At 69.5% G+C, this 25174-nt stretch carries 28 protein-coding genes; 20 read left to right on the plus strand and 8 right to left on the minus strand.

Going from position 1 to position 25174, the window contains the following annotated elements; translation table 11 throughout:
- Genes P6897_RS07540 through P6897_RS07550 form a run of 3 tightly spaced genes read left to right on the plus strand, consistent with a single transcriptional unit; the run spans position 1 to position 2900 of the window.
- A complete protein-coding gene (locus P6897_RS07540; protein WP_282502509.1) occupies positions 1 to 765 on the plus strand; it encodes a lysophospholipid acyltransferase family protein in 765 nt (254 codons plus the stop codon).
- Positions 755 to 1891: an NAD(P)H-dependent glycerol-3-phosphate dehydrogenase gene (locus tag P6897_RS07545; protein WP_282502510.1), complete on the plus strand. Its 1137-nt coding sequence runs from the start codon at positions 755 to 757 to the stop codon at positions 1889 to 1891. Before P6897_RS07540 ends, P6897_RS07545 begins: the two co-directional genes overlap by 11 nt.
- Positions 1791 to 2900, plus strand: a complete 1110-nt coding sequence (locus P6897_RS07550; protein WP_282502511.1) for a D-alanine--D-alanine ligase family protein — start codon at positions 1791 to 1793, stop codon at positions 2898 to 2900. Before P6897_RS07545 ends, P6897_RS07550 begins: the two co-directional genes overlap by 101 nt.
- Here the strand turns inward: P6897_RS07550 and P6897_RS07555 are convergent.
- Complete coding sequence (locus P6897_RS07555) at positions 2890 to 3402, minus strand: DUF3515 family protein (protein ID WP_112614452.1); 513 nt, start codon at positions 3400 to 3402, stop codon at positions 2890 to 2892. The two genes, P6897_RS07550 and P6897_RS07555, sit on opposite strands and share 11 nt — an antisense overlap.
- A 54-nt stretch (positions 3403 to 3456) precedes the next feature.
- Here P6897_RS07555 and thiL point away from each other — a divergent pair, with 54 nt between their 5' ends.
- Positions 3457 to 4455, plus strand: coding sequence for a thiamine-phosphate kinase (gene thiL / locus P6897_RS07560; RefSeq protein WP_282502512.1), 999 nt, complete (start codon positions 3457 to 3459; stop codon positions 4453 to 4455).
- Here thiL and rsmD read toward each other — a convergent pair.
- Both rsmD and P6897_RS07570 read right to left on the minus strand, forming a co-directional pair.
- Positions 4425 to 5021 carry a 16S rRNA (guanine(966)-N(2))-methyltransferase RsmD gene (gene rsmD, locus P6897_RS07565; RefSeq protein ID WP_282502513.1) on the minus strand — a complete coding sequence of 199 codons (597 nt, stop codon included), beginning with the start codon at positions 5019 to 5021 and terminating at the stop codon, positions 4425 to 4427. The genes thiL and rsmD overlap by 31 nt on opposite strands.
- Positions 5018 to 5632, minus strand: a complete 615-nt coding sequence (locus P6897_RS07570) for a 1-acyl-sn-glycerol-3-phosphate acyltransferase (RefSeq protein ID WP_114589327.1) — start codon at positions 5630 to 5632, stop codon at positions 5018 to 5020. The genes rsmD and P6897_RS07570 overlap by 4 nt, the downstream gene beginning before the upstream one ends.
- A gap of 57 nt (positions 5633 to 5689) precedes the next feature.
- Between P6897_RS07570 and P6897_RS07575 the strand changes: the two genes are divergently transcribed.
- The 6 genes from P6897_RS07575 to mutM all read left to right on the plus strand — a co-directional run bounded on the left by P6897_RS07575 (position 5690) and on the right by mutM (position 10764).
- Positions 5690 to 7849, plus strand: coding sequence for an ATP-dependent DNA helicase RecG (locus P6897_RS07575; protein WP_282502514.1), 2160 nt, complete (start codon positions 5690 to 5692; stop codon positions 7847 to 7849).
- A 9-nt stretch (positions 7850 to 7858) separates the two neighbouring features.
- Positions 7859 to 8356, plus strand: coding sequence for a pantetheine-phosphate adenylyltransferase (gene coaD, locus P6897_RS07580; protein ID WP_112614462.1), 498 nt, complete (start codon positions 7859 to 7861; stop codon positions 8354 to 8356).
- Between the two features lie 105 nt (positions 8357 to 8461).
- On the plus strand, positions 8462 to 8959 hold the full coding sequence (locus tag P6897_RS07585; protein WP_112615121.1) for a YceD family protein: 498 nt from the start codon (positions 8462 to 8464) through the stop codon (positions 8957 to 8959).
- A gap of 2 nt (positions 8960 to 8961) precedes the next feature.
- Complete coding sequence (gene rpmF, locus P6897_RS07590) at positions 8962 to 9171, plus strand: 50S ribosomal protein L32 (protein WP_019179169.1); 210 nt, start codon at positions 8962 to 8964, stop codon at positions 9169 to 9171.
- Between the two features lie 11 nt (positions 9172 to 9182).
- Positions 9183 to 9875, plus strand: coding sequence for a ribonuclease III (gene rnc / locus P6897_RS07595; RefSeq protein WP_112614464.1), 693 nt, complete (start codon positions 9183 to 9185; stop codon positions 9873 to 9875).
- Positions 9868 to 10764, plus strand: coding sequence for a bifunctional DNA-formamidopyrimidine glycosylase/DNA-(apurinic or apyrimidinic site) lyase (gene mutM, locus P6897_RS07600; protein WP_274177800.1), 897 nt, complete (start codon positions 9868 to 9870; stop codon positions 10762 to 10764). The genes rnc and mutM overlap by 8 nt, the downstream gene beginning before the upstream one ends.
- Here mutM and P6897_RS07605 read toward each other — a convergent pair.
- Both P6897_RS07605 and P6897_RS07610 read right to left on the minus strand, forming a co-directional pair.
- Positions 10712 to 11839 carry a GNAT family N-acetyltransferase gene (locus P6897_RS07605; protein WP_274177801.1) on the minus strand — a complete coding sequence of 376 codons (1128 nt, stop codon included), beginning with the start codon at positions 11837 to 11839 and terminating at the stop codon, positions 10712 to 10714. The genes mutM and P6897_RS07605 overlap by 53 nt on opposite strands.
- Before the next feature lie 48 nt (positions 11840 to 11887).
- The gene (locus P6897_RS07610) at positions 11888 to 12139 is read right to left on the minus strand and encodes a hypothetical protein (RefSeq protein ID WP_112614470.1); all 252 of its coding nucleotides are present in this window, start codon (positions 12137 to 12139) and stop codon (positions 11888 to 11890) included.
- A gap of 368 nt (positions 12140 to 12507) precedes the next feature.
- Between P6897_RS07610 and smc the strand changes: the two genes are divergently transcribed.
- Genes smc through P6897_RS07630 form a run of 4 tightly spaced genes read left to right on the plus strand, consistent with a single transcriptional unit; the run spans position 12508 to position 17897 of the window.
- Positions 12508 to 16014 carry a chromosome segregation protein SMC gene (gene smc / locus P6897_RS07615; protein WP_282502516.1) on the plus strand — a complete coding sequence of 1169 codons (3507 nt, stop codon included), beginning with the start codon at positions 12508 to 12510 and terminating at the stop codon, positions 16012 to 16014.
- A gap of 4 nt (positions 16015 to 16018) precedes the next feature.
- Positions 16019 to 16891, plus strand: coding sequence for a signal recognition particle-docking protein FtsY (gene ftsY / locus P6897_RS07620; protein WP_103840597.1), 873 nt, complete (start codon positions 16019 to 16021; stop codon positions 16889 to 16891).
- A 60-nt stretch (positions 16892 to 16951) separates the two neighbouring features.
- Positions 16952 to 17452 (plus strand): DUF2004 domain-containing protein, encoded by a 501-nt coding sequence (locus tag P6897_RS07625; protein WP_023950989.1) that lies wholly within the window; start codon positions 16952 to 16954, stop codon positions 17450 to 17452.
- 1 nt (position 17453) lies between these two features.
- A complete protein-coding gene (locus P6897_RS07630; protein ID WP_112614476.1) occupies positions 17454 to 17897 on the plus strand; it encodes an MSMEG_6728 family protein in 444 nt (147 codons plus the stop codon).
- 26 nt (positions 17898 to 17923) lie between these two features.
- Here P6897_RS07630 and lipA read toward each other — a convergent pair whose 3' ends face one another.
- Positions 17924 to 18928, minus strand: coding sequence for a lipoyl synthase (gene lipA, locus P6897_RS07635; protein WP_274177803.1), 1005 nt, complete (start codon positions 18926 to 18928; stop codon positions 17924 to 17926).
- 14 nt (positions 18929 to 18942) lie between these two features.
- On the minus strand, positions 18943 to 19581 hold the full coding sequence (lipB, locus tag P6897_RS07640; protein ID WP_274177804.1) for a lipoyl(octanoyl) transferase LipB: 639 nt from the start codon (positions 19579 to 19581) through the stop codon (positions 18943 to 18945).
- Positions 19582 to 19638: 57 nt separating this feature from the next.
- On the opposite strand from lipB, the gene P6897_RS07645 reads away from it, so the two are divergent.
- A complete protein-coding gene (locus tag P6897_RS07645; protein ID WP_282502517.1) occupies positions 19639 to 20205 on the plus strand; it encodes a TetR/AcrR family transcriptional regulator in 567 nt (188 codons plus the stop codon).
- A 33-nt stretch (positions 20206 to 20238) separates the two neighbouring features.
- Positions 20239 to 21792 carry a signal recognition particle protein gene (gene ffh / locus P6897_RS07650; RefSeq protein WP_282502518.1) on the plus strand — a complete coding sequence of 518 codons (1554 nt, stop codon included), beginning with the start codon at positions 20239 to 20241 and terminating at the stop codon, positions 21790 to 21792.
- 15 nt (positions 21793 to 21807) lie between these two features.
- On the opposite strand, the gene P6897_RS07655 is transcribed toward ffh, so the two are convergent.
- The gene (locus tag P6897_RS07655; RefSeq protein WP_112614484.1) at positions 21808 to 22977 is read right to left on the minus strand and encodes a glutamate--cysteine ligase; all 1170 of its coding nucleotides are present in this window, start codon (positions 22975 to 22977) and stop codon (positions 21808 to 21810) included.
- A 183-nt stretch (positions 22978 to 23160) separates the two neighbouring features.
- Between P6897_RS07655 and rpsP the strand changes: the two genes are divergently transcribed.
- The 4 genes from rpsP to trmD are packed head-to-tail and all read left to right on the plus strand — an operon-like array spanning position 23161 to position 25143.
- Entirely contained in the window at positions 23161 to 23586 is a 426-nt protein-coding gene (rpsP, locus tag P6897_RS07660; RefSeq protein ID WP_023950978.1) for a 30S ribosomal protein S16, read from the plus strand.
- Between the two features lie 4 nt (positions 23587 to 23590).
- A complete protein-coding gene (locus P6897_RS07665) occupies positions 23591 to 23821 on the plus strand; it encodes an RNA-binding protein (RefSeq protein ID WP_023950977.1) in 231 nt (76 codons plus the stop codon).
- 1 nt (position 23822) lies between these two features.
- Positions 23823 to 24440 (plus strand): ribosome maturation factor RimM, encoded by a 618-nt coding sequence (rimM, locus tag P6897_RS07670; RefSeq protein WP_274177807.1) that lies wholly within the window; start codon positions 23823 to 23825, stop codon positions 24438 to 24440.
- Position 24441: 1 nt separating this feature from the next.
- On the plus strand, positions 24442 to 25143 hold the full coding sequence (trmD, locus tag P6897_RS07675; RefSeq protein WP_274177808.1) for a tRNA (guanosine(37)-N1)-methyltransferase TrmD: 702 nt from the start codon (positions 24442 to 24444) through the stop codon (positions 25141 to 25143).
- Positions 25144 to 25174: the final 31 nt, after the last annotated feature.

Here is a 25174-nt window from a genome sequence, read left to right on the forward strand (position 1 = left end):
GTGTCGCACAACCGCCGTCGCGCGTCCGCGGAGAAGACGAAGCCGACCCCGTTCTGGTTGGCCGCGGCCCTCGTCGTGCCCGCGGTCGGTCTGCTGGCCCGGATCGAGATCGAGGGCGGGGAGCATCTTCCGGAGGGGGGCCCGTACGTCCTCGCGCCCAATCACTACAGCGAGTTCGACCCGATCGTCATCGCAGTGGCGACCTGGCGCCTGGGCCGGGCACCGCGATTCATGGCGAAGGAGAGCCTCTTCCGCGTGCCCGTCGTGGGTGCGGTGCTGAAGGGCCTCGGCATGATCCCCGTCTCGCGGACGACGTCGGCCTCGGCGGCGGGCCAGGCGATCTCGCAGGCCGCCGAGCTCGTGGCCGACGGTCGCGGCGTGATCGTGTATCCCGAGGGTTCGCTGACGCGCGAGCCCGATCTGTGGCCGATGCGAGGGAAGTCGGGTGCCGTCCGGGTCGCGGCGGCCGGCGACATCCCGATCATCCCGGTCGCCACGTGGGGCGTTCAGTCGATCCTCCCGCGTTACGGGAAGTTCAGCGCCTGGCCGCTGCGCAAGCGCATCCGCGTGCGCTTCGGTCCGCGCGTCGAGCTTCCTTTCGAACCGGGCATGACTCCGTCGCCGACGCAGCTGGTGGCGGGAACGGACGCCGTGATGGCCCGCATCTCGGGGCTGCTCGGCGAGCTTCGCGGCGAGACCCCGCCCGCCGAGCGCTGGAACCCGGGACAGCACGGCCAGAAGGAGACGGGTCGCCTTGAGCCGTAAGCCCGAGACCTCCGGACCCCGGGTCACCGTCATCGGTTCGGGTAGCTGGGGAACCACGTTCGGCAAGGTGCTCGCCGACGGCGGCGCCCAGGTCACGATGTGGGCGCGCCGTGCCGAGCTCGCGCATGAGATCCGCGAAGGCAAGCGCAACAGCCGGTATCTGCCGGGCATCAACCTCCCGCGTTCGATGACGGCCACCCACCATCTCTCGGAGGCGCTGCAGGGCGCCGAGCAGGTGTACCTCGCCGTATCGAGTCAGGCGCTGCGTGAGAACCTCACGGCCATCCGGCCCCTCATCGCCGGCGGAACGATGCCCGTCGTCTCCCTCATGAAGGGCGTCGAGAAGCGCACAGGCCTGCGAATGAGCCAGGTGATCGAGCAGGGGCTCGACTGCGACCCGAACCGCATCGCGGTCGCATCCGGACCGAATCTCGCCCTCGAGATCGCACGCGAACAGCCGACGGCCGCCGTGATCGCGTCTGCGAGCCAGGAGACGGCTGAGGCGGTCGCGCTGCGCGCACGCAATTCCTACTTCCGCACGTTCGTGAACACCGACGTGATCGGCACCGAGTTCGGCGGTGTGCTGAAGAATCTGATCGCCGTCGCGATCGGCATCGTCGACGGCGTCGGGTACGGCGAGAACACGAAGGCGTCCATCATCACGCGCGGTCTCGTCGAGATGACGGACTTCGCCGTGGCGCAGGGGGCTCACCCCGAAACCCTCCAGGGACTCGCGGGCCTCGGCGACCTCATCGCGACGTGCCAGTCGCCCCTGAGCCGCAACAACACGGCGGGGCGCCTGCTGGGGCAGGGCTATTCGTTCCAGGACGTCGTGAAGCAGATGGACCAGACCGCCGAAGGCCTGGCCTCGGTCGCGCCCGTCCTGACACTGGCGCGCGCGGCGGGAGTGCAGATGCCGATCGTCGAGCAGGTCAAGATGGTCCTCGACGGCACCATGAACCCGCGCGACATCGCGCCCCACCTGACCACCGACGACGACAAGCCGACCGGCGAGAGGACCCCCCATGGCGACGACAACAGTAGCGGTGCTCTTCGGCGGGCGTTCCAGCGAGCACTCGATCAGTTCCGCAACGGCGGCCGGAGTCCTGCGCGCGATCGATCGTGAGCGCTACCGCGTGATCCCCGTCGGGATCACGCGCGAGGGTGCGTTCGTCCTGGAGGACGACGACGCCGATAAGTTCGCGCTGAACCCGGAACGGATGCCGGAGGTCGTCGACAACGGCACGCGCATCCTGTGGCCCGAGCCCGGCGGCCGGCGAGAGCTCCGGGTGCGCCGCGCCGACGGCTCCGTCGAGGCGCTCGGCGAGATCGACGTCGTGCTGCCGATCCTGCATGGTCCGCACGGCGAGGACGGCACGATCCAGGGGTTCTTCGACACGCTGCAGCTGCCCTACGCCGGCGGCGGGGTCTTCGACTCCGCCCTGTGCATGGACAAGCACTTCATGAAGATCGTGCTGCAGGCTGCCGGCATCCCCGTCGCTCCCTGGGTCACCGTCGAAGAGACCCGGTGGCGTCGAGACCCCGACGGTGTTCGTGTGGATGCCGCAGGCCTCGGCTTTCCGAGCTTCGTCAAGCCGGCGCGCGCCGGATCGAGCGTCGGGGTGTCGAAGGTCCACGAGGCGGCCGAGCTCGACGCGGCCCTCGAGCTGGCGTTCGCGGAAGACGGCAAGGTGCTGATCGAGCCGGCGATCGTCGGCCGCGAGGTCGAGGTCGCGGTTCTGGAGGGGCGCGGCGAAGACTCCGCCCGAGCGTCACTGCCGGGGGAGATCGTGCTCACAACGCGCGAGTTCTACGACTTCGAGGGCAAGTACCTCGGCGGTGACGGCGCGGAGGTCGTCTGTCCGGCCGATGTGACGGCTGACGAGATCGAGGCGCTCCAGAACATGGCGGTCGCCGCATTCACCGCCGTCGACGGCCGCGGGCTCGCGCGCGTCGACTTCTTCCAGACGGCCGACGGCCTGTATGTCAACGAGCTCAACACGATGCCGGGCTTCACGCCGATCTCGATGTTCCCGAAGTGCTGGATCGCCTCCGGCCTCAGCTACAGCGACCTCATCGCCGAGCTGATCGAGGTCGCGCTCTCCCGGCCCGTCGGGCGCGCCGTCAGGGACTGACGGGCGAGGGGACGGGGGTCGCCTCCGCACGGTCGACGCATGCACCCCCGTCGCTGGGCAGCCGCGACACGACCCGTGACAGTTCGTCGAGGACCTCTCGACTCGATACGCCCTGCACCTCGGCCGAGGTCTCGGTGTTGAAGTAGAGCTCGACTGCAGGCTTTCGCCCGTACGTGACGACACGGAAGCGCGGCGCTTCCGATTCGTCGATGACCCAGTCGACGCCGGCGACCGATTCGCAGCGAAGCGTCGTGGGACCGGGAGAGGCGACACCGCACGAGAAGATGATGGTCGCCGGATCGCCCCACGCGGCCGTTGCCTGGCTGTCCGTCCAGCGGCGCTCTGCGCCGGCGACCTGCTGCGGAAGCCGAACCATCAGGTCTGCGCATTCGGGAGCATTCGCCTCCGGGGCCGCGGGGACGTTGACGGTCCCGGCGCAGCCGGCGAGGGCGAGAGTCACCGAGGCCAGGACGAGTGCGGGAATCGTACGGCGGAGCGGCATCCCTCCAGGGTACTGGGCCGTGAGGGGCCACGACCGCCGGGGTAGCGTGGGACCATGCCCGACGTCGATCCCGCCACCCCCGTCGGCTCCCTGTCGGAAGAGGCTGTGCTCGCGCACATCCTCCAGCGCTTAGGCCCGGGCCAGGCGCTCGTCGGGCCGGGCGACGATGCCGCGGTGCTGCGGCTCGCCGATGCACGCGTCGTGGTGACCACCGACACGTTGATCCACGGTCCGGATTTCCGGCTGGCCTGGTCGTCCGGGCGAGACCTCGGCGCGAAGGCTGCGGCCGTCAACCTCGCGGACGTCGCCGCGATGGGTGCCCGACCCGTCGCCCTGTTCGTCGCTCTCGCCATGCCGCCCGAGACGAGCATCGGGTTCGTCGGCGAACTCGCCTCCGGGCTTCGAGAGGCGTGCGACGAGCTCGCCCCGGGATGCCGGGTCGAGGGAGGCGATCTCACGAGCTCCGATACGCTCACGATCGCCGTCACCGCGGTCGGCGAGCTCGACCCGGGCCGGGCTCCGGTGCTGCGCTCCGGGGCACGCCCCGGTGACATGGTGGCGATCTGCGGCGATGTCGGTCTCGCTGCCGCGGGTCTCGACATCCTGTTCGATCGGTTCCGAGATGAGCGGGGTGCGGCGATCGCCGTCGATGACGCTGCGCTGAGCCCGTCCGAGCGCGTCGCGGTGCGGGGGCAGCTCCGCCCGCGTCCACCGATCGGGTCCGGCACAGCTGCGGCGCGAGCAGGCGCGACCGCGATGATGGACGTGTCCGACGGCCTGGTGCGTGATGCTCGTCGTCTCGGCCAGGCCTCGAGCGTGACGATCGATCTCGAGCGGAGCACGCTCGGCCCGGACAGCGATCGCGCGCTTCGCGGCGGCGAGGATCATGCGCTCCTCGCGACCTTCGCCGCCGGGACGGTGCTTCCCGCGGGCTTCCGTCGCATCGGCTCGGTGAAGCAGGCCGGCCTCGACCCGCTCACCGTGGACGGTAGGCCGGAACGTTCGGCCGGCGGATGGGACCCTTACCGCGACTGGGACGGCGCGGGCGGCTGACCACCGTTGTCCGCGCGTTCGTACCACCACAGTGCGGTATCGCCGTAACGCTTGCTGCGCAGCGGTTCGAGCTGCGCCGGAACGCGCGGCTGGGGGGAGCGGCTCGCGCGTTCCACGATGACGACCGCCCCTGGCGCGGTGACGTCGGCCAGCAGTGCGAGAGTGATCGCGAGGGCCTCGTCATCGAGGTCGTAAGGCGGGTCGATGAACACGAGGTCGAAGGGCCCGGATGCCGACTGCAGAAACGCGTCGGCGCTGCTGCGATGGACCCGGACCGCCGACGAGCCGACGGCCCGAGCGACGGTTCGCGCGTTGCGGTCGGTCACGGCGGCCGCCGACGCCGACTTCTCGACGAGGTCGACGGACGCCGCGCCCCGACTGACGGCCTCGAGACCGAGGGCACCCGAACCGGCGTAGAGGTCGAGCACGCGCGCGCCGTCGAGAACGCCCGAGGCATCGAGCCCCCCGAAGAGCGACTCGCGGACCCGGTCGCTCGTCGGTCGGGTGCCGCGGTCGGGAACCCGCAGCACGAGCGATCCGGCGGCGCCGGCGATGATGCGTGTCATGACGGGCCCGCCGTATGTTCCGCGGCCTCGTCGCCGGCGCTGCCGCCGTTCTCGTCGCGGAGGCGCGGCTCGCTACGCAGCTCGGGGCGGAACCCCGCCTTGTCGGCGTAGAACTCGCGGATGACGGCCATGTCGGCGGCGACGTCGCCCGTGAGCTCGATCGTCGGTCCGAGGCCGGTAGTCATGGTGGTGCGGTCGACGTACCCGAGCGTCACCGGCAGGCCCGAGGCGCGGGCGATGCGGTAGAACCCCGACTTCCAGCCGGTACGGGAGGTGCGGGTCCCGTCCGGGGTGATGACCAGACCGAACACCTCGCCCGCCGCGATCTGCGCGAGGACATCGTCGACGACGCGCGAGGGGTCGTCCCGGTCGACGGGGATGCCGCCGAGGCGACGCATCGGACCGCTCCGCCAGCCGCGGAACAGACTCTTCTTGCCCAGCCACCGGACCGGGATCTGCAGACGCCACGCGATCGCGAGCATGAGCACGAAATCCCAGTTGGAGGTGTGCGGCGCACCGATGAGGATGGTGGGTCGTGTGGGTGCGGGCGTGCTGACGAGGCGCCAGCGGCTGAACGTCCAGAAGATGCGGGCGATCGCGCGTCGGAGCATGCTCTTACCGTAAAGCCTGGCGGCAGCGTGTCCGACCTCCTGCCTAGACTCGACTCCATGCCGCAGGTCGACCTGGATACCCCGCTGCCGCAGGCCGTGGGCGAGAAGGTCGCCGCGACGCTCTCGCGTGCGTTCGCGATGTCGACGGTCGGTGACCTCCTCGCGCACTACCCGCGTCGCTACGCCCGCCGCGGCGAGCTGACCCCGATCTCGTCGCTGCCCGTGGGGGAGATGGCGACGATCGTCGCCGAGGTGGAATCGGTTTCGGAGCGTCCGATGCGTCAGCGCCGAGGGTCGCTCATCGAGGTCGTGATCAGCGATGGCGTCGGCGAAGCGACGCTGACGTTCTTCGGACAGAAGTGGCGTCTCCAAGAGCTCCGGGTCGGGCGACAGGGCATCTTCTCGGGCAAGGTCGGGGTGTTCAAGGGAAAGCAGCAGTTCGCCCACCCCGACTACGAGCTCTTCGACGACGAGGTCGAGGCGCGCGTGACGGCGGTCGCGCGAAGCCTCGAACCGATCCCCATCTACTCGGCCACCAGCACCATCACGAGCTGGCAGCTGCGCAAGATCATCGCCGACGTCATCGCGCGGCTCGGTGACGTGGCCGATCCGCTGCCCGACGAGCTGCGTGAACGGCGTCAGCTCCTCGATGCCCGGACGGCGCTCGTTCAGGTGCACACCCCGACCGTCCCCGAGCACGTGCGGCCGGGGTTCGAGACCCTCCGCATGCACGAGGCCTTCGTCCTTCAGGCAGCGCTCCTGCAGCACCGCATCCAGGTGCGGCGACTCGCCGCCACTGCCCGACCGGCGGGAGACCTTCTCGAGCAGTTCGACGCCGCTCTGCCCTTCGAGCGCACCCCCGATCAGATCGCCGTCGGCGACGTGATCGCCGACGATCTCGTGAACGAGTGGCCGATGAACCGGCTGGTGCAGGGCGAGGTGGGTTCGGGTAAAACGCTCGTGGCTCTTCGCGCCATGCTGCAGGTTGCGCAGTCCGGCGGGCAGGCAGCACTCATCGCTCCGACGGAGGTCCTCGCGGCGCAGCACGTGCGATCCATCGCGAAGATGCTGGGGCCGCGGCTCGCCCCCGAGCTGATGCCCACTCTGCTCACGGGGGCGCAGCCGGCCGCTGAGCGGCGCAAGGCTGCCCTGCGGGCAGCATCCGGCCAGGCACGGATCGTGGTGGGCACCCACGCGCTGCTGAGTGCGTCGACGACGTTCGCCGACCTCGGCCTGGTCGTCGTCGACGAGCAGCACCGATTCGGCGTCGAGCAGCGCGAGGCGCTCCGCGCGAAGGGCACCTCGCCCCACGTGCTCGTGCTGACGGCGACGCCGATCCCGCGCACCGTGGCGATGACCGTTTTCGGAGACCTCGACGTGTCGACGATCCGCACGATGCCGACCGGGCGCGCGGGCATCTCCACCTTCGTCGCGCCTCTGGCCGAGAAGCCGGGCTGGTTCGGCCGGGTGTGGGAGCGCGTGGCCGAAGAGGTCGCTCAGGGACGACAGGCCTTCGTCGTGTGTGCGGCGATCGACGCCGAGAAGGCCGTGGTCGACGACACCGACGACGCTGGCATGCTCGAAGACGGCACGCGGACGCGGACTCGCTGGGGAGTCGTTCAGGCCACCGCGATGCTCGCACAGCATCCGTCGTTCGCCGACCTCACCGTCGCGACGCTGCACGGCAAGATGCCCGCAGACGAGAAGGATGCCGTCATGCAGGCGTTCGCCCGCGGTGAGATCGACGTGCTCGTGGCCACGACAGTCGTCGAGGTCGGCGTCGACGTGCCGAACGCCTCGACCATGGTGATCCTCGAGGCTGAACGATTCGGAGTGTCGCAGCTTCATCAGCTGCGCGGCCGCGTCGGCCGGGGCAGCGTGCCCGGGCTGTGTCTGCTGGTCACCGAGGCAGACCCCGATACGGCGGCGCGGTCACGGGTCGAGGCCGTCGCGGCCACGACCGACGGCTTCTCCCTCGCAGAGGTCGACCTCGAGCTGCGGGGCGAGGGAGACGTCCTCGGCGATGCTCAGTCAGGTGCGCGGTCATCGCTTCGTCTGCTGCGAGTCGTCGCGGATGCCGACCTGATCGCGCAGGCGCGCGACGAAGCCGCATCCGTGCTGCAGAACGACCCCGATCTGTCGGAGCATCCCGGGCTCGCCGCAGCCATTGCGCGGCGCCTGGGCGAGGACGAGCGCGGCGCGCTCCACAGGAACTAGGCTCAGACCATGAGCAACCGGATCGCGGTCGTGCCCGGCTCCTTCGATCCGCCGACCCTCGGCCATCTCGACGTCATCCGTCGGGCCGCTGCCTTGTACGACCAGCTCCACGTCCTGGTCGTCCACAACCCCGGCAAAGAAGCGATGCTCCCCATCGCGCAGCGTCAGGCGCTTCTCGAGCAGTCGATCGACGAGGCCGGGATCGAGGGTGAGATCGTCGTTGCGGCGTGGAGCATGGGACTGCTCGTCGACTACGCGACCGACGTCGGTGCCGGGATCCTCGTCAAGGGGATCCGGTCGCAGGTCGACGTCGCCTACGAGACGCCGATGGCGATCGTCAACCGGCACCTCGCTCAGATCGAGACCGTGTTCCTGCTTCCCGACCCCGCGCACGCGCTGGTGTCGAGCTCGCTCGTGCGGCAGGTCGCCTCGCTCGGCGGCGACGTGTCGCCCTTCGTGCCGGGCCCCGTCGCGCGGTTCCTCGACACGGGATCCCGCGGCATCTGAGTCCGCTCGACGCCACGGCGACTAGCATGGTCGATCGTGGGTAGAAAGCACGTCACCGGACCATTCGTCATCCCCGTGCGCGACATCGTGCGCCAGCCGGGGGAGATGCGGGAGTTCGCGTTCAGCGTGCCCGCGCCCGACAAGTGGGGCGAGGGTCTCGTCTCGGTCGCCGCGGGCCGGCCGATCGATCTCGAGGTGCGCCTCGAGTCGGTGCACGAGGGCATCCTGGCCACCGCTGAGGCCGACACCGTGTATGACGGCGTCTGCGGTCGGTGCCTGACGGAACTGACACGCCCCCTCCGAATCGAGTTTCAGGAGCTCTTCGGGTATTCTGGGGACGAAGCGTCCGACTTCGAGGTTCAAGACGACCACGTGGATCTTGAAACTCCGGTCAGGGATTCGATCGTCCTGGCGCTTCCGTTCCAACCGGTGTGTCAGCCGGATTGCCCCGGGCTCGACCCGGTCACGGGTGAGAAGCTGACGCCGGGAGCGGAACCTGCGGAGCAGGTGCAGATCGACCCGCGCTGGGCCGCGCTGACGGCCTACACCCCAGACCACGACGACGCAGACCACCGCGTCGCGCCCGACACAGAGAAGAGCTAGCCATGGCAGGTAACCCCCCGAAGCGGAAGGTCTCCCGCTCCAACACGCGTTCGCGTCGCGCGCAGTGGAAGGCCGAGGCTCCCACGCTCGTCAAGACCATCGAGAACGGAAAGGTCGTCTACAGCCGCCCCCACCAGGCGAAGGTCGTCACCGACTCGCAGGGCACCGAGCTGTTCCTCGAGTACAAGGGTCGCAAGGTCGCTGACGTCTGACGACGCGCGGCGTGACTGAGAACACCACCGAGCGCTCCGCGCTCACCGACAAGCTCGGGGTCGACATCGACCCCGAGCTTCTGTCGCTTGCCCTCACCCACCGTTCGTACGCGTACGAGAACGGCGGGACGCCTCACAACGAGCGTCTCGAGTTCCTCGGCGACTCGATCCTGGGCCAAGCCGTGACCGTGCATCTTTTCCGCACGCATCCCGATCTCGACGAGGGTGCGCTGGCCAAGCGTCGCGCGAGCGTCGTGTCGACGATCGCCCTGGCCGAGGTCGCTCGGACGATCGGGCTCGGCGACCACATCAAGCTGGGCCGCGGCGAGACGCAGACCGGCGGGCGCGATAAAGACTCGATCCTCGCCGACGCCATGGAGGCCGTGATCGGAGCGGCCTTTCTCTCGGCCGGTCCCGAGCGGGCGCAGGAACTCGTCCTCCGTCTCGTCGCGCCACTTCTGGCGGACCCCGCGCGTTACGGCGCGGCGATGGACCCGAAGACCTCCCTGCAAGAGCTCGCCGCTCACCTGGGCGTTGCGCCGCCGGTCTACGGCATCGAGGCCTCGGGACCCGACCACCACCGGGTCTTCACCGCGACCGTCACCGTCGGGGACGTGTCACGCGAGGGCGTGGGAAGCAGCAAGAAGCAGGCCGAGATGGCGGCCGCCCTCGCTGTGTGGCACGTGCTGTCTGCCCGTGCCTGAGCTGCCCGAAGTCGAGGTCGTGCGCGCCGGTCTCGAGCCGGCCGTCGTCGGCGCACGGATCGAGGCGTGCACGGTGCTCGACGCTCGCGCGCTCACGCGCCACGTCGGAACGCCGGCGTCGTTCGAGCAGGAGTTGACCGGCCGCTCCCTCACCGCCGCCGCGCGACGCGGCAAGTTCCTCTGGTTTCCCGTAGAGGGCACCCAGCGTGCGGTCATCGCCCACCTCGGAATGAGCGGGCAGATGCTGCTGCGCGAGCCCGGTGCGCCGACCGAACGCCACGAACGCATCCGCTGGGACATCGTGCACCCGGAGCACGGCGAGCTCTCCGTTCTGTTCGTCGACCAGCGGACCTTCGGCTCTCTCGCGGTGGACGACCTCGAACCCACGGTGGACGGCGCACCAGCCGGGCGCGGAACGGATGCGGCACTGATCCCGGGGCAGGTGCGGCACATCGCCCGCGACCCCCTCGACCCGGCGTTCGACGCTCCGCGGTTCCATCGGGAACTCGCCCGGCGGTCGTCCGGCATCAAGCGCGTCCTCCTCGACCAGGGCGTGGTCAGCGGCATCGGCAACATCTACGCCGATGAGGCGCTGTGGGCTGCCCGCGTCCATCCGGAGACCGTTGCATCCCTCCTCTCGCGGCCCGCGCGTGAGCGCCTCCTCGAGGCCGTCGTCGCGGTGATGACGAAGGCTCTCGCCGAAGGCGGCACGAGCTTCGACGCCCAGTACGTCAACGTCAACGGCCAGGCCGGCTACTTCGCGCACTCGCTCGAGGCCTATGGCCGCACCGGAGCGGAGTGCTCGCGGTGCGGCTCGGCCATCGTCCGGGTCGCGTTCACGAATCGCTCATCGCACTACTGCCCGCGCTGCCAGCGTCGTCGCCACTGAGCCGCTTCTTCCAAGCGCCCTCGTATGACAGCGGGCGGAACCCGAGGGCCTCGTTGATGTCGAGCATCGGGCGATTCTCTTCGGCGTTGTAGGTGATGACGCGGGGTGATTCGGGGGCGATGTCGCGCCACGCGACGAGGCCCGCGCACTTCACGAGCATTCCCAGCCGGTGGCCCCGGTGGCTCGCCGACACGAGCGTGTCGTGCTGATGGGTCGCGCCGGTGCGGTCGGAGCCGATCATGAGTTCGTTGAAGGCCGCGAGCTCGCCGGTCTCGATGTGCTGCGCCGCGGTCACGAGCAGTGTCTGGTCCGCTTCGACGTAGCGCGCATCGTGGCGGGCCAGGCGCGCGGCATCCCACTCTTCCTCGTCCACCTCGAGGCCGGCGGCGGGGGCGTCGGTCGACATGCGCGACTTGAGCCAGGCGTACCCTTCGACGAACTCCGGCGGCGTCGGCGCGGTCCATCGCACCACGCGGTAGCCGGCGGCCGCCACCGTGGCTTTCGCCAGGTGATCATCGACGACGGTGGCGGAGTCGGTCAGATCGAGCACGCTCTTCCGATTGATCTGCTCGAGCGTGTAGCCGTGACGCAGCAGGAAGCGCGCGGCATGGTCGCGCGGAATGTCGCCGTACCCCGTCGGTGCGGCCAGCCTGTCGCCCGGCTCATCGGGATGCTCGGCGTACGTCTGCAGAACGTGGCGGCCATGGTCGCGGGCGGTCCGCTCGACGAGCGCGTGGGCCTGCGAACCGATGCCGAGTCCGCGCACCTCGCGCAGGAGTTCGATGAGCCAGTACGCGCTGTCGGATCCGGCTTCGTGGGGGATGTCGAGCCCCACGCGCCCGACGACTCTGCCGTCCCATACCGCGAGCCAGCTGAATCTCGTCTCGTCCGGGCTCGGGCGATAGTGGGGGAGCAGCTCGTCGGGGCGGGCGGTATCGTCATCGCCGCCGGTGATCTCGCGATACACGAGATTGCGCACGCGCACCATCTCGCAGAAATCCGCGGCGTCCGGTGCATCGATCCTCTCGGGGATGCGGAGGGGGCGCAGCTCGAGCCGCGCAGTGATGTCGTTCATGATTCTCTTTCGGCGGCGTGGGGTCTCGTCACCGAGACCCCACGCGGATCAACGGTAGGGAGTGAGCAGGTACGCGCGTTCCCAGTGCCGCTCGCGCGCCTCGCGGGCGGCGAGCTGTTCGCGGCGGTACGCGACCTCGGGCGCAGAGCTGGCGCCGCGGTTCGCGCTCCACACGATGAGGCGCAGTGCGATGCGCAGCGCAAGGCGCTGGGCGAGGGTCGGACGGCCGAGAGCCGTCTGCTCGGAAATGGCGGGCCGCGCAGGCGCGACCTCGGGACGTCGTTGTACGACGGTGTTCATGGTGTCCTCGTTCGAAGAGGGCGGACGTGCGATGGCGACGATGTGCGTCGCAGGTGCAGCCGTCGGCTGCGGCCCGGCGCGAGGTGTCGCGCGGGCGGAGAGGCGGAACGGGGCGAGGGACTCGCGGACTCAGACGTTCAGCGGAGCACCCATGACGGCGGCTCCACCGATCACGCAGGAGAAACGGTCGCGGTGCTCGGAACGAACAGCAACAGCGTTAAACGCGGTGACAGAAATCAACATCGGGGAACCTCCTTTCGTCAGGGATGCGGGAAGTGACGCTAGCGGTCCGCCCGGTGCGGCGTCAAGTCCGGCTCGTCATCCTCCGGTAGCGTGTGGGCATCCACCGAGCGCCGGGAGGGCCCGACATGCACCTGAAGAGCGTCACGCTCAAGGGCTTCAAGTCGTTCGCCCAACCGACCACTTTCGTGCTCGAGCCGGGCGTCACCTGCATCGTCGGGCCCAACGGCTCGGGCAAGTCGAACGTCGTCGACGCGCTCGCCTGGGTCATGGGCGAGCAGGGAGCCAAGACCCTCCGCGGCGGGAAGATGGAAGACGTCATCTTCGCCGGCACTGCGACGCGCGGTCCGCTCGGTCGCGCCGAGGTCCAGCTGACGATCGACAACCACGACGGCGTGCTTCCGATCGAGTACGCCGAGGTGACGATCAGCCGCACGCTGTTCCGCAACGGATCGAGCGAGTACGCGATCAACGGCGAGACGTGCCGACTGCTCGACGTGCAGGAGCTCCTGAGCGACTCCGGTCTCGGTCGCGAAATGCACGTGATCGTCGGGCAGGGCCGGCTCGACACCGTGCTGCAGGCGAGCGCGGAGGACCGGCGCGGTTTCATCGAGGAAGCGGCGGGCATTCTGAAGCACCGCCGCCGCAAAGAGAAGACGGTTCGCAAGCTCGAGGCGATGGAGGCCAATCTCACGCGGTTGAGCGACCTGGCGGGCGAACTGCGGCGGCAGCTGAAGCCCCTCGGCAAGCAGGCCGAGATCGCACGTGAAGCCGCGACGATCGCCGCCGTCGTCCGCGACGCGAAGGCGAGGCTGTACGCCGACGACCTCGTCGCGCTGCGCTCCCAGCTCGCCGACCATGCACGCGACGAGCACGAGCGGCACGCCGAACGCCTCGTGCTGCAGGACCGGCTCGACGGCGTCAAACGACGCATCGACGAGCTCGAGGCCGAGCAGCGATCCGAGGCCGTCGACAGGGCACGCGCCACCGCGTTCGCGCTCGAGCAGGTCCAGGAGCGGGTGCGCGGACTGCACACGCTCGCGGCGCAGCGCCGCGCTCTTCTCGAGGACGACGGCCAGCTCTCGATCGAGGTCGCCACGGTAGGACAGGGGGCGATCGACGAGGCCCGCCAGGAGGTCGACGAGATCGCCTCGGGCGTCGGCGACGCGCAGGATGCCGCCGCCGCGGCATCCCGGGATGTGATTCGAGCGCGTGCCGAGTTGGATGCTCTCGACTCCGACATCGCCGCGCAGAGCGCTCTCGTCTCCGAGCACGACATGCGGCTGACCAAGCTCCGCGGCCGAGCAGACGCCGCCGCGTCGCGCTTGGAAGCTCTGCGCGCGACGGTCGAACGGCAGCAGCGGGGGCTGGACGCCGCACGGACGCGGCGCGCGGAGGCTGAGGCGGCCCTCGAGCAGGTCCAGTCCGAAGCGGCTCCCGAGGCGAGCTCCGCCGAGCACACGGCTGCGTACGAGCGCGCTCAGCGCGAGGCGACGGAGGCGGAGACGACGCTCGCGGGCATCCGTGAGCGGCTGCACGCGGCCGAGCGCGAGGTCGAGTCGCTGACGGCGCAGACGGCTGCGCTCGGGCGGGCGCTCGAGGTCCGCAACGCGGCCGCCGATCTGCTGTCGCGCGGCGACGATGGGCTGCGGTCACTCGTCGCCGACGCCCTGAAGGTGGAACCGGGATACGAAGCGCCTGTCGCTGCGGCGCTGGGGGCGCTGGCCGAGGGCGTGCTCGCCGCCGATGTGCCCGCAGCGCTGCGGGCGGCAGCCACCGCTGCCGAGGACGACCTCGGTGTCGTCGACATCGTCCTCGCGCATGCCGACCGGGGAGAGGCTGTCAACGCCGTGCCGGGCGCTGTGCGTGCGATCGACGTCGTCAGCGGGCCCGACGGCGTCGTCGGCCAGCTCGAGCACGTGCTCGTCGCTGATGACCTCGAGACAGCAGTCCGTATCCGCGATGCATGGTCGGCGAGCGAACGCGGACGCGCCGTCGTCGTGACCAAGCAGGGCGAGCTGGTCTCGTGGCGCACGGTCCGAGCCGGATCCGGCGAGGGCCGGTCACGTCTCGAACTCGCCGCGGAGCGAGACGCGGCGGCTGACCGGCTGAGCGAGATGACCGTCGTCGCCGACGCGCTCCGGGAGTCGCTGACCGATGCACAGGCAGCCTGGACCGAGGCTCGCGCCCGGACGAGGACAGCGCTCGAGACGCTGCGTGCCCACGATGCGGCGCTTGCGGCCGACGCGGAAAAGCTCAACCGAGCCACAGTGCGGTACGAAGCGGCCATCGCAGAATGCGACCGGCTCGAGGCAGGCATCGCGCCGGCCGTCTCGGCCGCGACCGAGGCCGAGTCAGCGGCCCGCGATGCCGAGGAAGCGCTCGCGGCGGCGGCTGCGGCGCCGCGCCCGATCCTCGACGCATCGGCGCGTGACGGTCTCCTCGAAGCCCTCGAACAGGCTCGTGAACGCGAGATGCGCGCACGCCTCGACGTCGAGACCCTGCGAGAGCGTGTGCGAGCCGGCGAGGCCCGCGTGGTTCAGCTCGAACGCCAGCGCGAGCGAGAGCGCGCCGCCGCCGCCGAGGCCGCCCGACGCGCCGTCATCCGGCGGCAGCAGCGTGCGATCGCGGATGCCGTCGCCGCACAACTGCCGCCGCTGCTCGAATCGATCGACAGGTCCGTCGCCGCCGCCCGCGTGGAAATGGGGAGGGCTGAGCAGGCGCGGAGCGAGATCACGAGCGAGCTCGCCGAGCTGCGCCGCCAGGATCAGTCGGCGCGCAGCCGGCTCTCGGCCCTCACCGAGTCGGTGCACGGACTCGAGATGCAGATGCACGAGAAGAAGCTGCACGTGACGAGTCTGCTCGAACGCGTCGGGTCGGAACTGGGCTTCGACGAGGACATTCTCGTTTCGGAATATGGGCCGGACCACCCCGCCCTCGACGATTCCGGCGAGCCGGTGCCCTTCGATCGCGCCGCTCAGCGCCGTCGCCTCGCGGAGGCGGAGCGGAAGCTCGCGCAGCTCGGGCGCGTGAACCCTCTGGCGCTGGAAGAGTACGCCGCGCTCGAGCAGCGGCACGCGTTCCTCACGGAACAGCTCGCGGATTTGACGCAGACCCGCTCGGACCTGCTGACGATCATCAGCGAGCTGGACGAGCGGATGCAGACGATCTTCCTGTCCGCCTTCGAGGACACGAAGGTCGCATTCGGCGAGGTATTCCCGATCCTGTTCCCCGGGGGCACCGGCAGCATCTCGCTGACCGATCCCGACAACCCGCTCACGACCGGCATCGAGGTCGCGGTGCGACCTGTGGGCAAGAAGATCGAGAGGTTGTCGCTCCTCTCGGGCGGCGAGCGTTCCCTCGCCGCTGTCGCTCTTCTGACGGCCATCTTCAAGGCGCGGCCGAGCCCGTTCTACATCCTCGACGAGGTGGAGGCAGCGCTCGACGACGCGAATCTCGGACGCCTGCTCGGCGTGTTCGAACAGCTCCGCGAATCGAGCCAGCTCATCGTCATCACGCACCAGAAGCGCACGATGGAGATCGCGGACGCGCTCTACGGCGTCTCGATGCGCCAGGACGGAGTGTCGGCGGTCGTCGGTCAGCGCGTTCGGGAGCGCGCGGGCGCCGTAGGCTGAGGGTATGGCCGACAATCCCTGGTCGCTCTCGCGCGCGCTGCGCGGGCTCTTCGTCAAGCCGACCATCGACGAGAACACGTGGGACGATCTCGAGACGGCGCTGCTGACCGCCGACTTCGGGCCCGACATCACGGAGCGTCTCGTCGATGACCTGCGCGACAAGGTGGAGCGGTACCGCACGACCGACCCCCGCGACCTCCAGCGCATGCTCAAGGAGACCCTGGAGGAGCGGTTCGCCGCGTTCGACTCGACCCTGCGTCTGACGGAGCGTCCCGCCGTCGTCCTGGTCGTCGGGGTGAACGGCGTGGGGAAGACCACGACGATCGGCAAGTTCGCGAAGTTCCTCCAGCGTTACGGTCGGTCGGTCGTCGTCGGAGCCGCCGACACCTTCCGTGCGGCCGCGGTCGACCAGCTCGCGACGTGGGCCGAGCGCGGAGGCGCGCAGATCGTCCGTCCGCAGCAGGAAGGCCAGGACCCGGCCTCGGTTGCGTTCCAGACGATCGACTACGCCAAGCGGACAGGCACGGAGATCGTGCTCGTCGACACAGCCGGCCGCCTGCACACCAAGGGCGGGCTGATGGACGAGCTCACCAAGATCCGGCGCGTCATAGAGAAGCAGGCGCCGATCAGCGAGGTGCTGCTCGTTCTCGACGCGACGACCGGGCAGAACGGCGTGATGCAGGCCGAGGCGTTCCTCGAGCACGCGGGAGTGACCGGCCTGGTCCTGACGAAGCTCGACGGCTCCGCACGTGGCGGATTCGTCCTCGCCGTGCAGGAGCGCACCGGCATCCCCGTGAAACTTCTCGGCCAGGGCGAGGGAATCAACGACCTCACGGGCTTCACCCCGCACGTCTTCGCGTCGGCGCTCGTCGACTGAGTCGCGCGCCGCGCCGCATCACCACTTCCCCCGCACCCTCACGGCTGGTTTCATAAACACATGGCGATCGAGCACGACTACTTCGGACTCCTCGAGTCGGGGCCGGACGGATCGATCTTCTGGTCGGATCACGTCGAGATCGGCGATCAGACGGTCACCGTCGATCTGACGGCTCCGGATCAGGACGACGTCTCGGCTGCCGCGCTGGATGTCGCCGCCGCCATGATCTCGGCGATCGAATCGATCGATCTCTCCGCTCGCAACGCGATGGTCTCCGAGCTGAACGACCGCACCAGCGAGGTGACGGAGTTCATCCTCCAGCAGCAGGAGGAGCTCGGAGAGGACATCGAGTCGTACCTCGTGGACATCTCGGGCGACGTCCACATGGACGTCATCCGGTCGCTGCAGCTGATCAGCATGACGATCCTGGCCGATGAGCACGGGGGATCGGACCCATTCGCGGTGCTCGAGTACGCGCTCGACCCCGATTCCACCGAAGAGGTGCTCCTGGTGAATCTCACGAGCGACGGCAGCATCCAGTCGGTCACCAGCGCCGACTGACGTGCAGACCTTTCTGCCGTATCCCTCGTTCGCCCAGTCGGCGGCGGCCCTCGACACGGCGCGGCTCGGCAAGCAGCGCGTGGAGACGCTGCAGCTGCTCCGGGCCAACACGGTCCCGGGATACGGATGGCGGAACCATCCGGCCGCCAAGATGTGGCGCGGCTATCTGCCCGCTCTCACGGCGTACGGCCTCGCGATGACGGACGCGTGGATCGCCGCCGGTCGCCCGGACACGGTCCGGCCGCAGCTGTTGCAGTTCGCGCCCGATGTCGACGGGATGCCCGAGAGCGAACTCGAGATGCCGCCGTGGCTGGGCGATGAGGCGTTCCACCTGTCTCACCGCTCGAACCTCGTGCGCAAGGATGCCGCGTTCTACCGGCCGCGCTTCGGTGACGTTCCCGACGACCTGCCGTATGTCTGGCCGCCGGACCCGACCGCGTCCTGAGACCTCGCGGCCGGGCCGGCACGCCGTCAGACGGCCTGCGCGAATCCGGACTGGGCCGAGTCGGCGAGGTGCGCGAGATGGGGCGGGATCTCCCGGCCCTTGGCAGTCATGGACTGCGCCCACAGGCGCCCGGCCCGATAGGACGACCGCACGAGCGGTCCGGCGAGCACGCCGAGGAAGCCGATGCGTTCCGCTTCCTCACGGAAGCCGACGAACTCCTCCGGCTTGACCCAGCGGTCGACCGGCAGGTGACGAGGCGTGGGACGGAGGTACTGCGTGATCGTGATGATGTCGGTGCCCGCGTCGTGGAGGTCCTGGAGGGCCTGGACGACCTCCTCGGGCGTCTCGCCCATCCCGAGGATGAGGTTCGACTTGGTGATGAGTCCGGCGTCACGGGCGCGCGTGATCACGCCCAGGGAGCGCTCGTAACGGAAGGCTGGCCGGATCCGCTTGAAGATGCGGGGGACCGTCTCGACGTTGTGTGCGAAGACCTCGGGTCGTGACGCGAACACCTCGTCGAGCTGCGCCGCGTCGCCGTTGAAGTCCGTCGCGAGGATCTCCACGCCCGTGCCCGGGTTCTCCGCGTGGATCCGTCGCACCGTCTCCGCGTGGAGCCAGGCTCCGCCATCGGCGAGGTCGTCGCGCGCCACCCCGGTGACCGTCGCGTAGCGCAGCTGCATCCGGCTGACGCTCTCGGCGACGCGGCGCGGCTCGTCGGTGTCGTATTCGGCCGGCTTGCCCGTGTCGATCTGGCAGAAGTCGCACCGACGTGTGCACTGCGAGCCGCCGATGAGGAAGGTCGCCTCCCGGTCCTCCCAGCATTCGTAGATGTTCGGGCATCCCGCTTCCTGGCAGACCGTGTGGAGTCCCTCTTCTTTGACCAGGTCATGCAGAGCGCGATACTCCTCGCCCATCCGCGCCTTCGTCTTGATCCACTCCGGCTTGCGTTCGATCGGCGTCTGCGCGTTGCGCACTTCCAGTCGCAGGAGCTTGCGCCCGTCCGGACCACCCGCGGCGGGAGCGGCGGGCACGGCGCAGCCGCCGCTCATGCTGCGGCCGCCGTCTCGAACTCGGCGCGGAACCGACACGCGACGGTGTCCACCACATCCGCGGGGGAGACGCTTCTGCCCAGCACTGTCGAGAGGGAAGCGACGCCGGCATCGGCGATGCCGCACGGGATGATCTGCTGGAACGGTGCGAGGTCGTTGTCGCAATTGAGGGCGAAGCCGTGCATCGTCACGCCGCGCTGAACCCGCACACCGATGGCCGCGATCTTCGCGTCTCGGCCGTCCTGACTCACCCAGACGCCGCTTCGGCCCGTCACTTGACGGGCCGCGACGCCCAGGTCGGCGACGACGTCGATGAGCATCCGCTCGAGCCGCCGCACGTGCGAGACCACGTCCACCGGCTCCGGCAGACGCAGAATCGGATACCCCACCAGCTGGCCCGGTCCGTGCCAGGTGATCTTGCCACCGCGGTCGACGTCGACGACGGCGGTGCCGTCTGTCGGTCGCTCGCCGGGCTCGGTACGTGCGCCCGCGGTGAACACCGGCTCGTGCTCGAGCAGGAGCAGCGTGTCGGGACCACCGGCCACGACGGCATCGTGGACGCGGCGCTGCAGCTCCCAGCCTTCTGCGTAGGGGACGACGGCGGGGGCGAGCCCCACGACGCGGACATCGAGCACGGTTCCTCCTCGAATACTGGACCGCGTCCAACAATACGACACGCCTAGGCTGTCCTGGTGACGTCTTCCAGCCGCGCCGGCCGGCCTCGCGTATCGTCCCGCGAGACCCTCGCGGAGGCCGCCTGCGAGCTCTTCCTCGAGCGCGGTTATGAGGCGACGACGGTCGCCGACATCACCCGACGCGCCGGTGTCAGCCGTTCGAGCTTCTTCAACTACTTCTCGTCGAAGTCGGCCGTCCTGTGGGCCGGACTCGACGAGCGGATCAGCGTGCTCGAGCTCGGTCTGCGGCGCGCCGGCGGCGTCGACGACGTCGCGTCCGCGGTGGCGGAGCTCGCCCGCGGCTTCGCCCCCGATGCGTTGGCGCTCGCGATCGTGAACGATGTCGCGATGGGGCTGTCCGACGAGCTCGCGCGAGATGCCGCACTGCGGGCCGCTCGCATCGCTAGAGCCGTCGCCGCGGCCCTGCACGGGTCGGGGACGGAACGGCTCGAAGCCGACATCCTCGGTGCCGCCTGGGGCGGTGCTGTGCTCGGAGCCGTCCGCTCCTGGGCGCGCGGGGGAGCGGGTCGGACGGATCTGGCGCACGAGATGGTCCGAGCGATCGCGATCGTCCGGGGGCACTGACCGGGTCGGCTGCTCGCATAGAATCGAGGGATCATGGCAACTTTCGGCACGCTCTCCGACCGTCTTACCGAGACCTTCCGGAATCTCCGCACCAAGGGAAAGCTCTCGGCGGCTGACGTCGACCAGACCGTCCGTGAGATCCGCCGCGCGCTTCTCGACGCCGACGTCGCCCTCGCGGTGGTCAAGGAGTTCACCGCCAAGGTGCGTGAGCGCGCGCTCGGCGATGAGGTGAACCGTGCGCTGAACCCTGCGCAGCAGGTGGTTCAGATCGTCAACGAGGAGCTCGTGGGCATCCTCGGCGGCGAGCAGCGGCGACTGCAGTTCGCGAAGAACCCGCCCACCGTCATCATGCTCGCGGGCCTCCAGGGCTCGGGTAAGACCACGTTCGCCGGCAAGCTCGCGAAGCAGCTCGAGAAGGACGGCCACACCCCCCTTCTGGTCGCGTGCGACCTCCAGCGGCCGAACGCCGTGAACCAGCTCCAGGTCGTGGCCGAGCGTGCCGGCGCCGCCATCTACGCGCCCGAGCCCGGCAACGGAGTCGGCGACCCCGTGCGAGTCGCGCGTGACGGTGTCGAGCACGCACGCCGCCAGCAGCACGATGTCGTCATCATCGACACCGCGGGACGCCTCGGCGTCGATGCGGAGCTCATGAAGCAGGCCGCCTCGATCCGCAAGGCCATCGATCCCGACGAGGTGCTCTTCGTCATCGATGCGATGATCGGTCAGGACGCGGTAAACACCGCGAAGGCGTTCCAGGAAGGCGTCGACTTCACCGGTGTCGTCCTCTCCAAGCTCGACGGCGACGCACGCGGTGGTGCTGCGCTCTCGGTCGCCTCGGTCACCCAGCGGCCGATCATCTTCGCGTCCACGGGTGAGGGCCTCGACGACCTCGAGCCCTTCCACCCGGACCGCATGGCCAGCCGCATCCTCGACCTCGGCGACATCCTCACCCTGATCGAGCAGGCACAGCAGGCGTTCGACGAGCAGGAGGCCCTCGCGGTCGCCGAGAAGCTCGCGAAGGAGCAGTTCACGCTCGAGGACTTCCTCGACCAGCTTCAGCAGATGAAGAAGATGGGGTCGATGAAGAAGATGCTCGGCATGCTGCCGGGTATGGGGCAGATGAAGCAGCAGCTCGAGCAGTTCGACGAGCGCGAGATCGACCGCACCGAGGCGATCATCCGGTCGATGACGCCGGCCGAGCGTCGCAACCCGAAGGTCCTCAACGGCTCGCGCCGCCTGCGCATCGCCCGCGGTTCGGGGATGACGGTGACCGATGTCAACCAGCTCGTGCAGCGCTTCGAGCAGGCGGCGAAGATGATGAAGACGGTCGCTCGCGGTGGCGTTCCCAACATCCCCGGCATGGGGCCGATGGGCGGCAAGCCCGGCGCCTCGAGCAAGCGCGGCAAGCAGGCCAAGAACAAGGGCGGTTCGCGTTCGGGCAACCCGGCGAAGCGGGCCGCAGAGAACGCCGGCCTCGCGACCGCGACGGCGCCGACCGGTTCGGGCTTCGGTCTCGGAGCCGGCGGTCAGGCTCAGCCGAGCGAGGCCGACCTCGCCGAGATCCAGAAGCTCTTCGGCAAGGGCTGAGTCAGCCGCCCTGAATCAGCGGCCGACGTCCGGCTGCGCCAGGTGCTGGCGCAGCGTGGGGCCGTCGCGGAACTCGCGGATCAGGTGCTGGACGACCTCGCGCAGGTCCCCGTCGGCCGCATCCGCGACGCGTGTCTGCCGGAGGTAGCTCGCCCCTTGATCGAGGATCGTGTTCAGCCCGCGGAACTCGCGTGCGCAGTGCAGCTCCTCGGCGATCGGCTCGAGCTCGGCCATCGTGTCGCGGAGGTGATCGGCGACGTGTCGCTGCGTGCCATCGGCGTCGACGATCAGACGCGCGTCCAGCCCGTACCGGGCGGCGCGCCACTTGTTCTCCCGCACGAACCACGGGGGGATCGTCGGGAGCTCGCGCCCCTCGTCGAGCTGTCGCGAGAGGTGCTCGGTGAGCACCTGGACGAGGGATGCCACGGCCGCGAGCTCGGGAAGCGTCGACATCCCGTCGCAGGCGCGGATCTCGATCGTTCCCCACTTCGGCGCGGGGCGGATGTCCCAACGCACCTCCGACGCGTCCTCCATGACGCCCGTGCGGACCATGCCGTCGAGGTAGTTCTCGAAGTCGCTCCACTGCGTGAAACTCCAGGGCAGGCCGGCGGTGGGCAGCTGCTGGAAGACGAGGGCGCGATTGGATGCGTACCCGGTGCGGTCGCCGGCCCAGAACGGGCTCGACGCCGACAGGGCTTGCAGGTGGGGGAGGTAGAGCGACAGCGCGTTGATGAGCGGGAACACCTTGTTCACGTCCTCGACACCCACATGGATGTGGATGCCCCAGATCATCATGTTCCGGCCCCACCACTGGGTGCGTTCGATGAGCTTGTGATAGCGGGTCTTGTCGGTGATCTGCTGCTCGTACCACCGGGCGAAGGGGTGGCTGCCGGCGCAGAGCATCTCAAGACCGCGCGGTGCCGCGAACTCGCGCACCCGCTGGATCGCGTCGTCGATGTCGTCGACCGCCGCGGCGACGGTGTCGCCGACACCGCTGGTCACCTCGATGGTGTTCGTCAGCAGCTCGCCCGTGATCGTGTAGCGCTCGAGCGCGGAGGATTCCTCGACTTCGGCGAGCACCTCCGGCGCTCGGGGCGCCAGATCCCCGGTGTCGCGGTCGGCGAGCATCAACTCCCACTCGAGCCCCACGGAGGAACGGGCAGACGTGGCGAAGGGGACCGTCATGCGCTCAGTCTGACACGCGGTGCGGTGCGGTTCGCGACGACCGTCATCATCTGGCAAAATAGACGGTTGGACCGCTCGCTCGACCCTCTATCCGGCGGGAAGGTCCACCCTCAGAGCTCCCGCCGGGTGTGCACCCCACGCTCCAGGCGACGTTCACTTCACATCACACCACTCAGGAGAATTGTGGCTGTCAAGATCCGTCTCAAGCGCCTCGGCAAGATCCGCGCGCCCTACTACCGCATCGTCGTCGCCGACTCGCGCACCAAGCGCGACGGCCGCGTGATCGAGGAGATCGGTCAGTACCACCCGACCGAGGAGCCCTCGATCATCAAGGTCGACTCCGACCGCGCCCAGTACTGGCTGTCCGTCGGCGCTCAGCCGACCGAGCAGGTCACCGCTCTGCTCAAGCTCACGGGCGACTGGGGCAAGTTCAAGGGCGACAAGAACGCCGTCTCGACCGTTCGCACGGCCGAGGCCAAGGGCGAGTTCGTCGCTGACGCGTCGAAGAAGTCGGTCATCAAGCCGCAGGCCGCCAAGAAGGCCGAGGAGCCCGCCGCTGAGGCTCCCGCCGACGAGGCTCCCGCCGCCGACGCGACCGACGCGGAGTAATCCGTTGCTGTCCGCCGCGCTCGAGCACGTCGTCAAGGGGATCGTCGATCACCCCGACGACGTCGTCATCCGTTCCTCCTCGTCGCCCCGCGGCGAGGTCCTCGAGGTGCGCGTGCACCCCGACGACCGGGGACGGGTGATCGGGCGCGGCGGACGCACCGCCAAGGCGCTGCGCGCGCTGATCTCCGCGCTTGCCGACGGCACGCGCGTTCGCGTCGACGTCGCGGACGACTGACATGGCCGCCGACCCCGCTCGCACTCAGCTGCGCGTCGGGCGCCTCGTCAAGGCGCACGGCCTCAAGGGCGCACTCAAGCTCGAGCTGTACACCGATGATCCCGACGGCCGCTTCGTGCCGGGCGCGACGTTCACGTTGCAGGTCCCCGAGGCGTCTCCCTGGCACGGCAAGTCCGTGACCGTCCGAGAGTTCCGGTGGATGAACTCGCACCCCGTCCTCTTCCTCGAAGACGTCAACGACCGCGATGCCGCCGAGAGCCTCGTCAAGGCCATCCTCTGGGTCGACCAGGACGGCGACGCCACGGCCGAGGACGACGCCTGGTTCGATCACCAGCTCGTCGGCCTCGACGTCGTGCGTGACGGCGAGCGGGTCGGACGCATCGCACGAGTCGATCATCTCCCCGCGCAGGACCTCCTCATCGTCCAGCGCGACGGCGACGACACCGAGATCCTCGTACCGTTCGTCAAGGCGATCGTGCCCGAGGTGGATGTCGCAGGGGGTCGTGTCATCGTGACTCCGCCGGCGGGACTGTTCGAAGACCTGCCCGCTGATGAGTCCGACGACCCCGCGGAAGCTGGTTCCGTGGAAGACGGCGACAGCGCCTCCTCCGAGGACTGACGTGCGCGTCGACGTCGTCACGATCTTCCCCGCGTTCTTCGACGTCCTCGAGGTCTCGCTTCTCGGCAAGGCGCGAGGCGCCGGCCTCCTCGATGTCCGCGTCCACGATCTGCGGGACTACACCACCGATCGGCACCGCACCGTCGACGACACCCCGTACGGCGGCGGCGCCGGCATGGTGATGAAGCCCGAGCCGTGGGGGCTCGCGCTGGATGCGATCGTCGCGGACGCGGGCGACCGGCCGACGTTCATCTTTCCTTCGCCTGCCGGCGAGCGGTTCTCGCAGGGCACCGCTCGCGAGCTGAGCGAAGCGTCGCACCTCGTCTTCGGCTGTGGCCGCTACGAGGGGATCGACGAGCGCGTCTTCGCATACGCGGCGACGCTCGGCGACGTCCGGCTCATGAGCCTCGGCGACTACGTCCTCAACGGGGGAGAGGTCGCCTCGATGGCGATGATCGAAGCGATCGGCCGCCTCATTCCCGGTGTGGTCGGCAACCCCGAGAGCCTCGTCGAGGAGTCGCACGAAGACGGGCTGCTCGAGTACCCCTCCTACACCAAGCCCGCATCCTGGCGTGGCCACGAGGTGCCGGCCGTCCTGCTCAGCGGGCACCACGGCCGCGTCGCGGAGTGGCGGCACGCTCAGCGGGTCGAGCGGACGCGCGAGCGCCGTCCGGACCTGTTGCCCCGAGACCTCGAGGCCTGAGCCGGCCGCCGCGACGACGGACCGGCCCAGG

The sequence above is a fragment of the Microbacterium sp. BDGP8 genome (genome assembly GCF_029991045.1).
GTDB classification, from domain to species: domain Bacteria; phylum Actinomycetota; class Actinomycetes; order Actinomycetales; family Microbacteriaceae; genus Microbacterium; species Microbacterium plantarum.

What these genes read in the sequence shown, in the direction of transcription:
- ftsY (WP_103840597.1), top strand. Translation starts at nt 16,019, where the DNA reads ATGGCCGACAATCCCTGGTCGCTCTCGCGCGCGCTGCGCGGGCTCTTC.
- P6897_RS07610 (WP_112614470.1), bottom strand. Translation starts at nt 12,139, where the DNA reads ATGAACACCGTCGTACAACGACGTCCCGAGGTCGCGCCTGCGCGGCCC.
- ffh (WP_282502518.1), top strand. Translation starts at nt 20,239, where the DNA reads ATGGCAACTTTCGGCACGCTCTCCGACCGTCTTACCGAGACCTTCCGG.
- P6897_RS07575 (WP_282502514.1), top strand. Translation starts at nt 5,690, where the DNA reads ATGCCGCAGGTCGACCTGGATACCCCGCTGCCGCAGGCCGTGGGCGAG.
- coaD (WP_112614462.1), top strand. Translation starts at nt 7,859, where the DNA reads ATGAGCAACCGGATCGCGGTCGTGCCCGGCTCCTTCGATCCGCCGACC.
- thiL (WP_282502512.1), top strand. Translation starts at nt 3,457, where the DNA reads ATGCCCGACGTCGATCCCGCCACCCCCGTCGGCTCCCTGTCGGAAGAG.
- P6897_RS07550 (WP_282502511.1), top strand. Translation starts at nt 1,791, where the DNA reads ATGGCGACGACAACAGTAGCGGTGCTCTTCGGCGGGCGTTCCAGCGAG.
- rpmF (WP_019179169.1), top strand. Translation starts at nt 8,962, where the DNA reads ATGGCAGGTAACCCCCCGAAGCGGAAGGTCTCCCGCTCCAACACGCGT.
- P6897_RS07625 (WP_023950989.1), top strand. Translation starts at nt 16,952, where the DNA reads ATGGCGATCGAGCACGACTACTTCGGACTCCTCGAGTCGGGGCCGGAC.
- P6897_RS07585 (WP_112615121.1), top strand. Translation starts at nt 8,462, where the DNA reads ATGCGGGAGTTCGCGTTCAGCGTGCCCGCGCCCGACAAGTGGGGCGAG.
- rsmD (WP_282502513.1), bottom strand. Translation starts at nt 5,021, where the DNA reads ATGACACGCATCATCGCCGGCGCCGCCGGATCGCTCGTGCTGCGGGTT.
- smc (WP_282502516.1), top strand. Translation starts at nt 12,508, where the DNA reads ATGCACCTGAAGAGCGTCACGCTCAAGGGCTTCAAGTCGTTCGCCCAA.
- rimM (WP_274177807.1), top strand. Translation starts at nt 23,823, where the DNA reads ATGGCCGCCGACCCCGCTCGCACTCAGCTGCGCGTCGGGCGCCTCGTC.
- P6897_RS07555 (WP_112614452.1), bottom strand. Translation starts at nt 3,402, where the DNA reads ATGCCGCTCCGCCGTACGATTCCCGCACTCGTCCTGGCCTCGGTGACT.
- P6897_RS07605 (WP_274177801.1), bottom strand. Translation starts at nt 11,839, where the DNA reads ATGAACGACATCACTGCGCGGCTCGAGCTGCGCCCCCTCCGCATCCCC.
- P6897_RS07655 (WP_112614484.1), bottom strand. Translation starts at nt 22,977, where the DNA reads ATGACGGTCCCCTTCGCCACGTCTGCCCGTTCCTCCGTGGGGCTCGAG.
- P6897_RS07570 (WP_114589327.1), bottom strand. Translation starts at nt 5,632, where the DNA reads ATGCTCCGACGCGCGATCGCCCGCATCTTCTGGACGTTCAGCCGCTGG.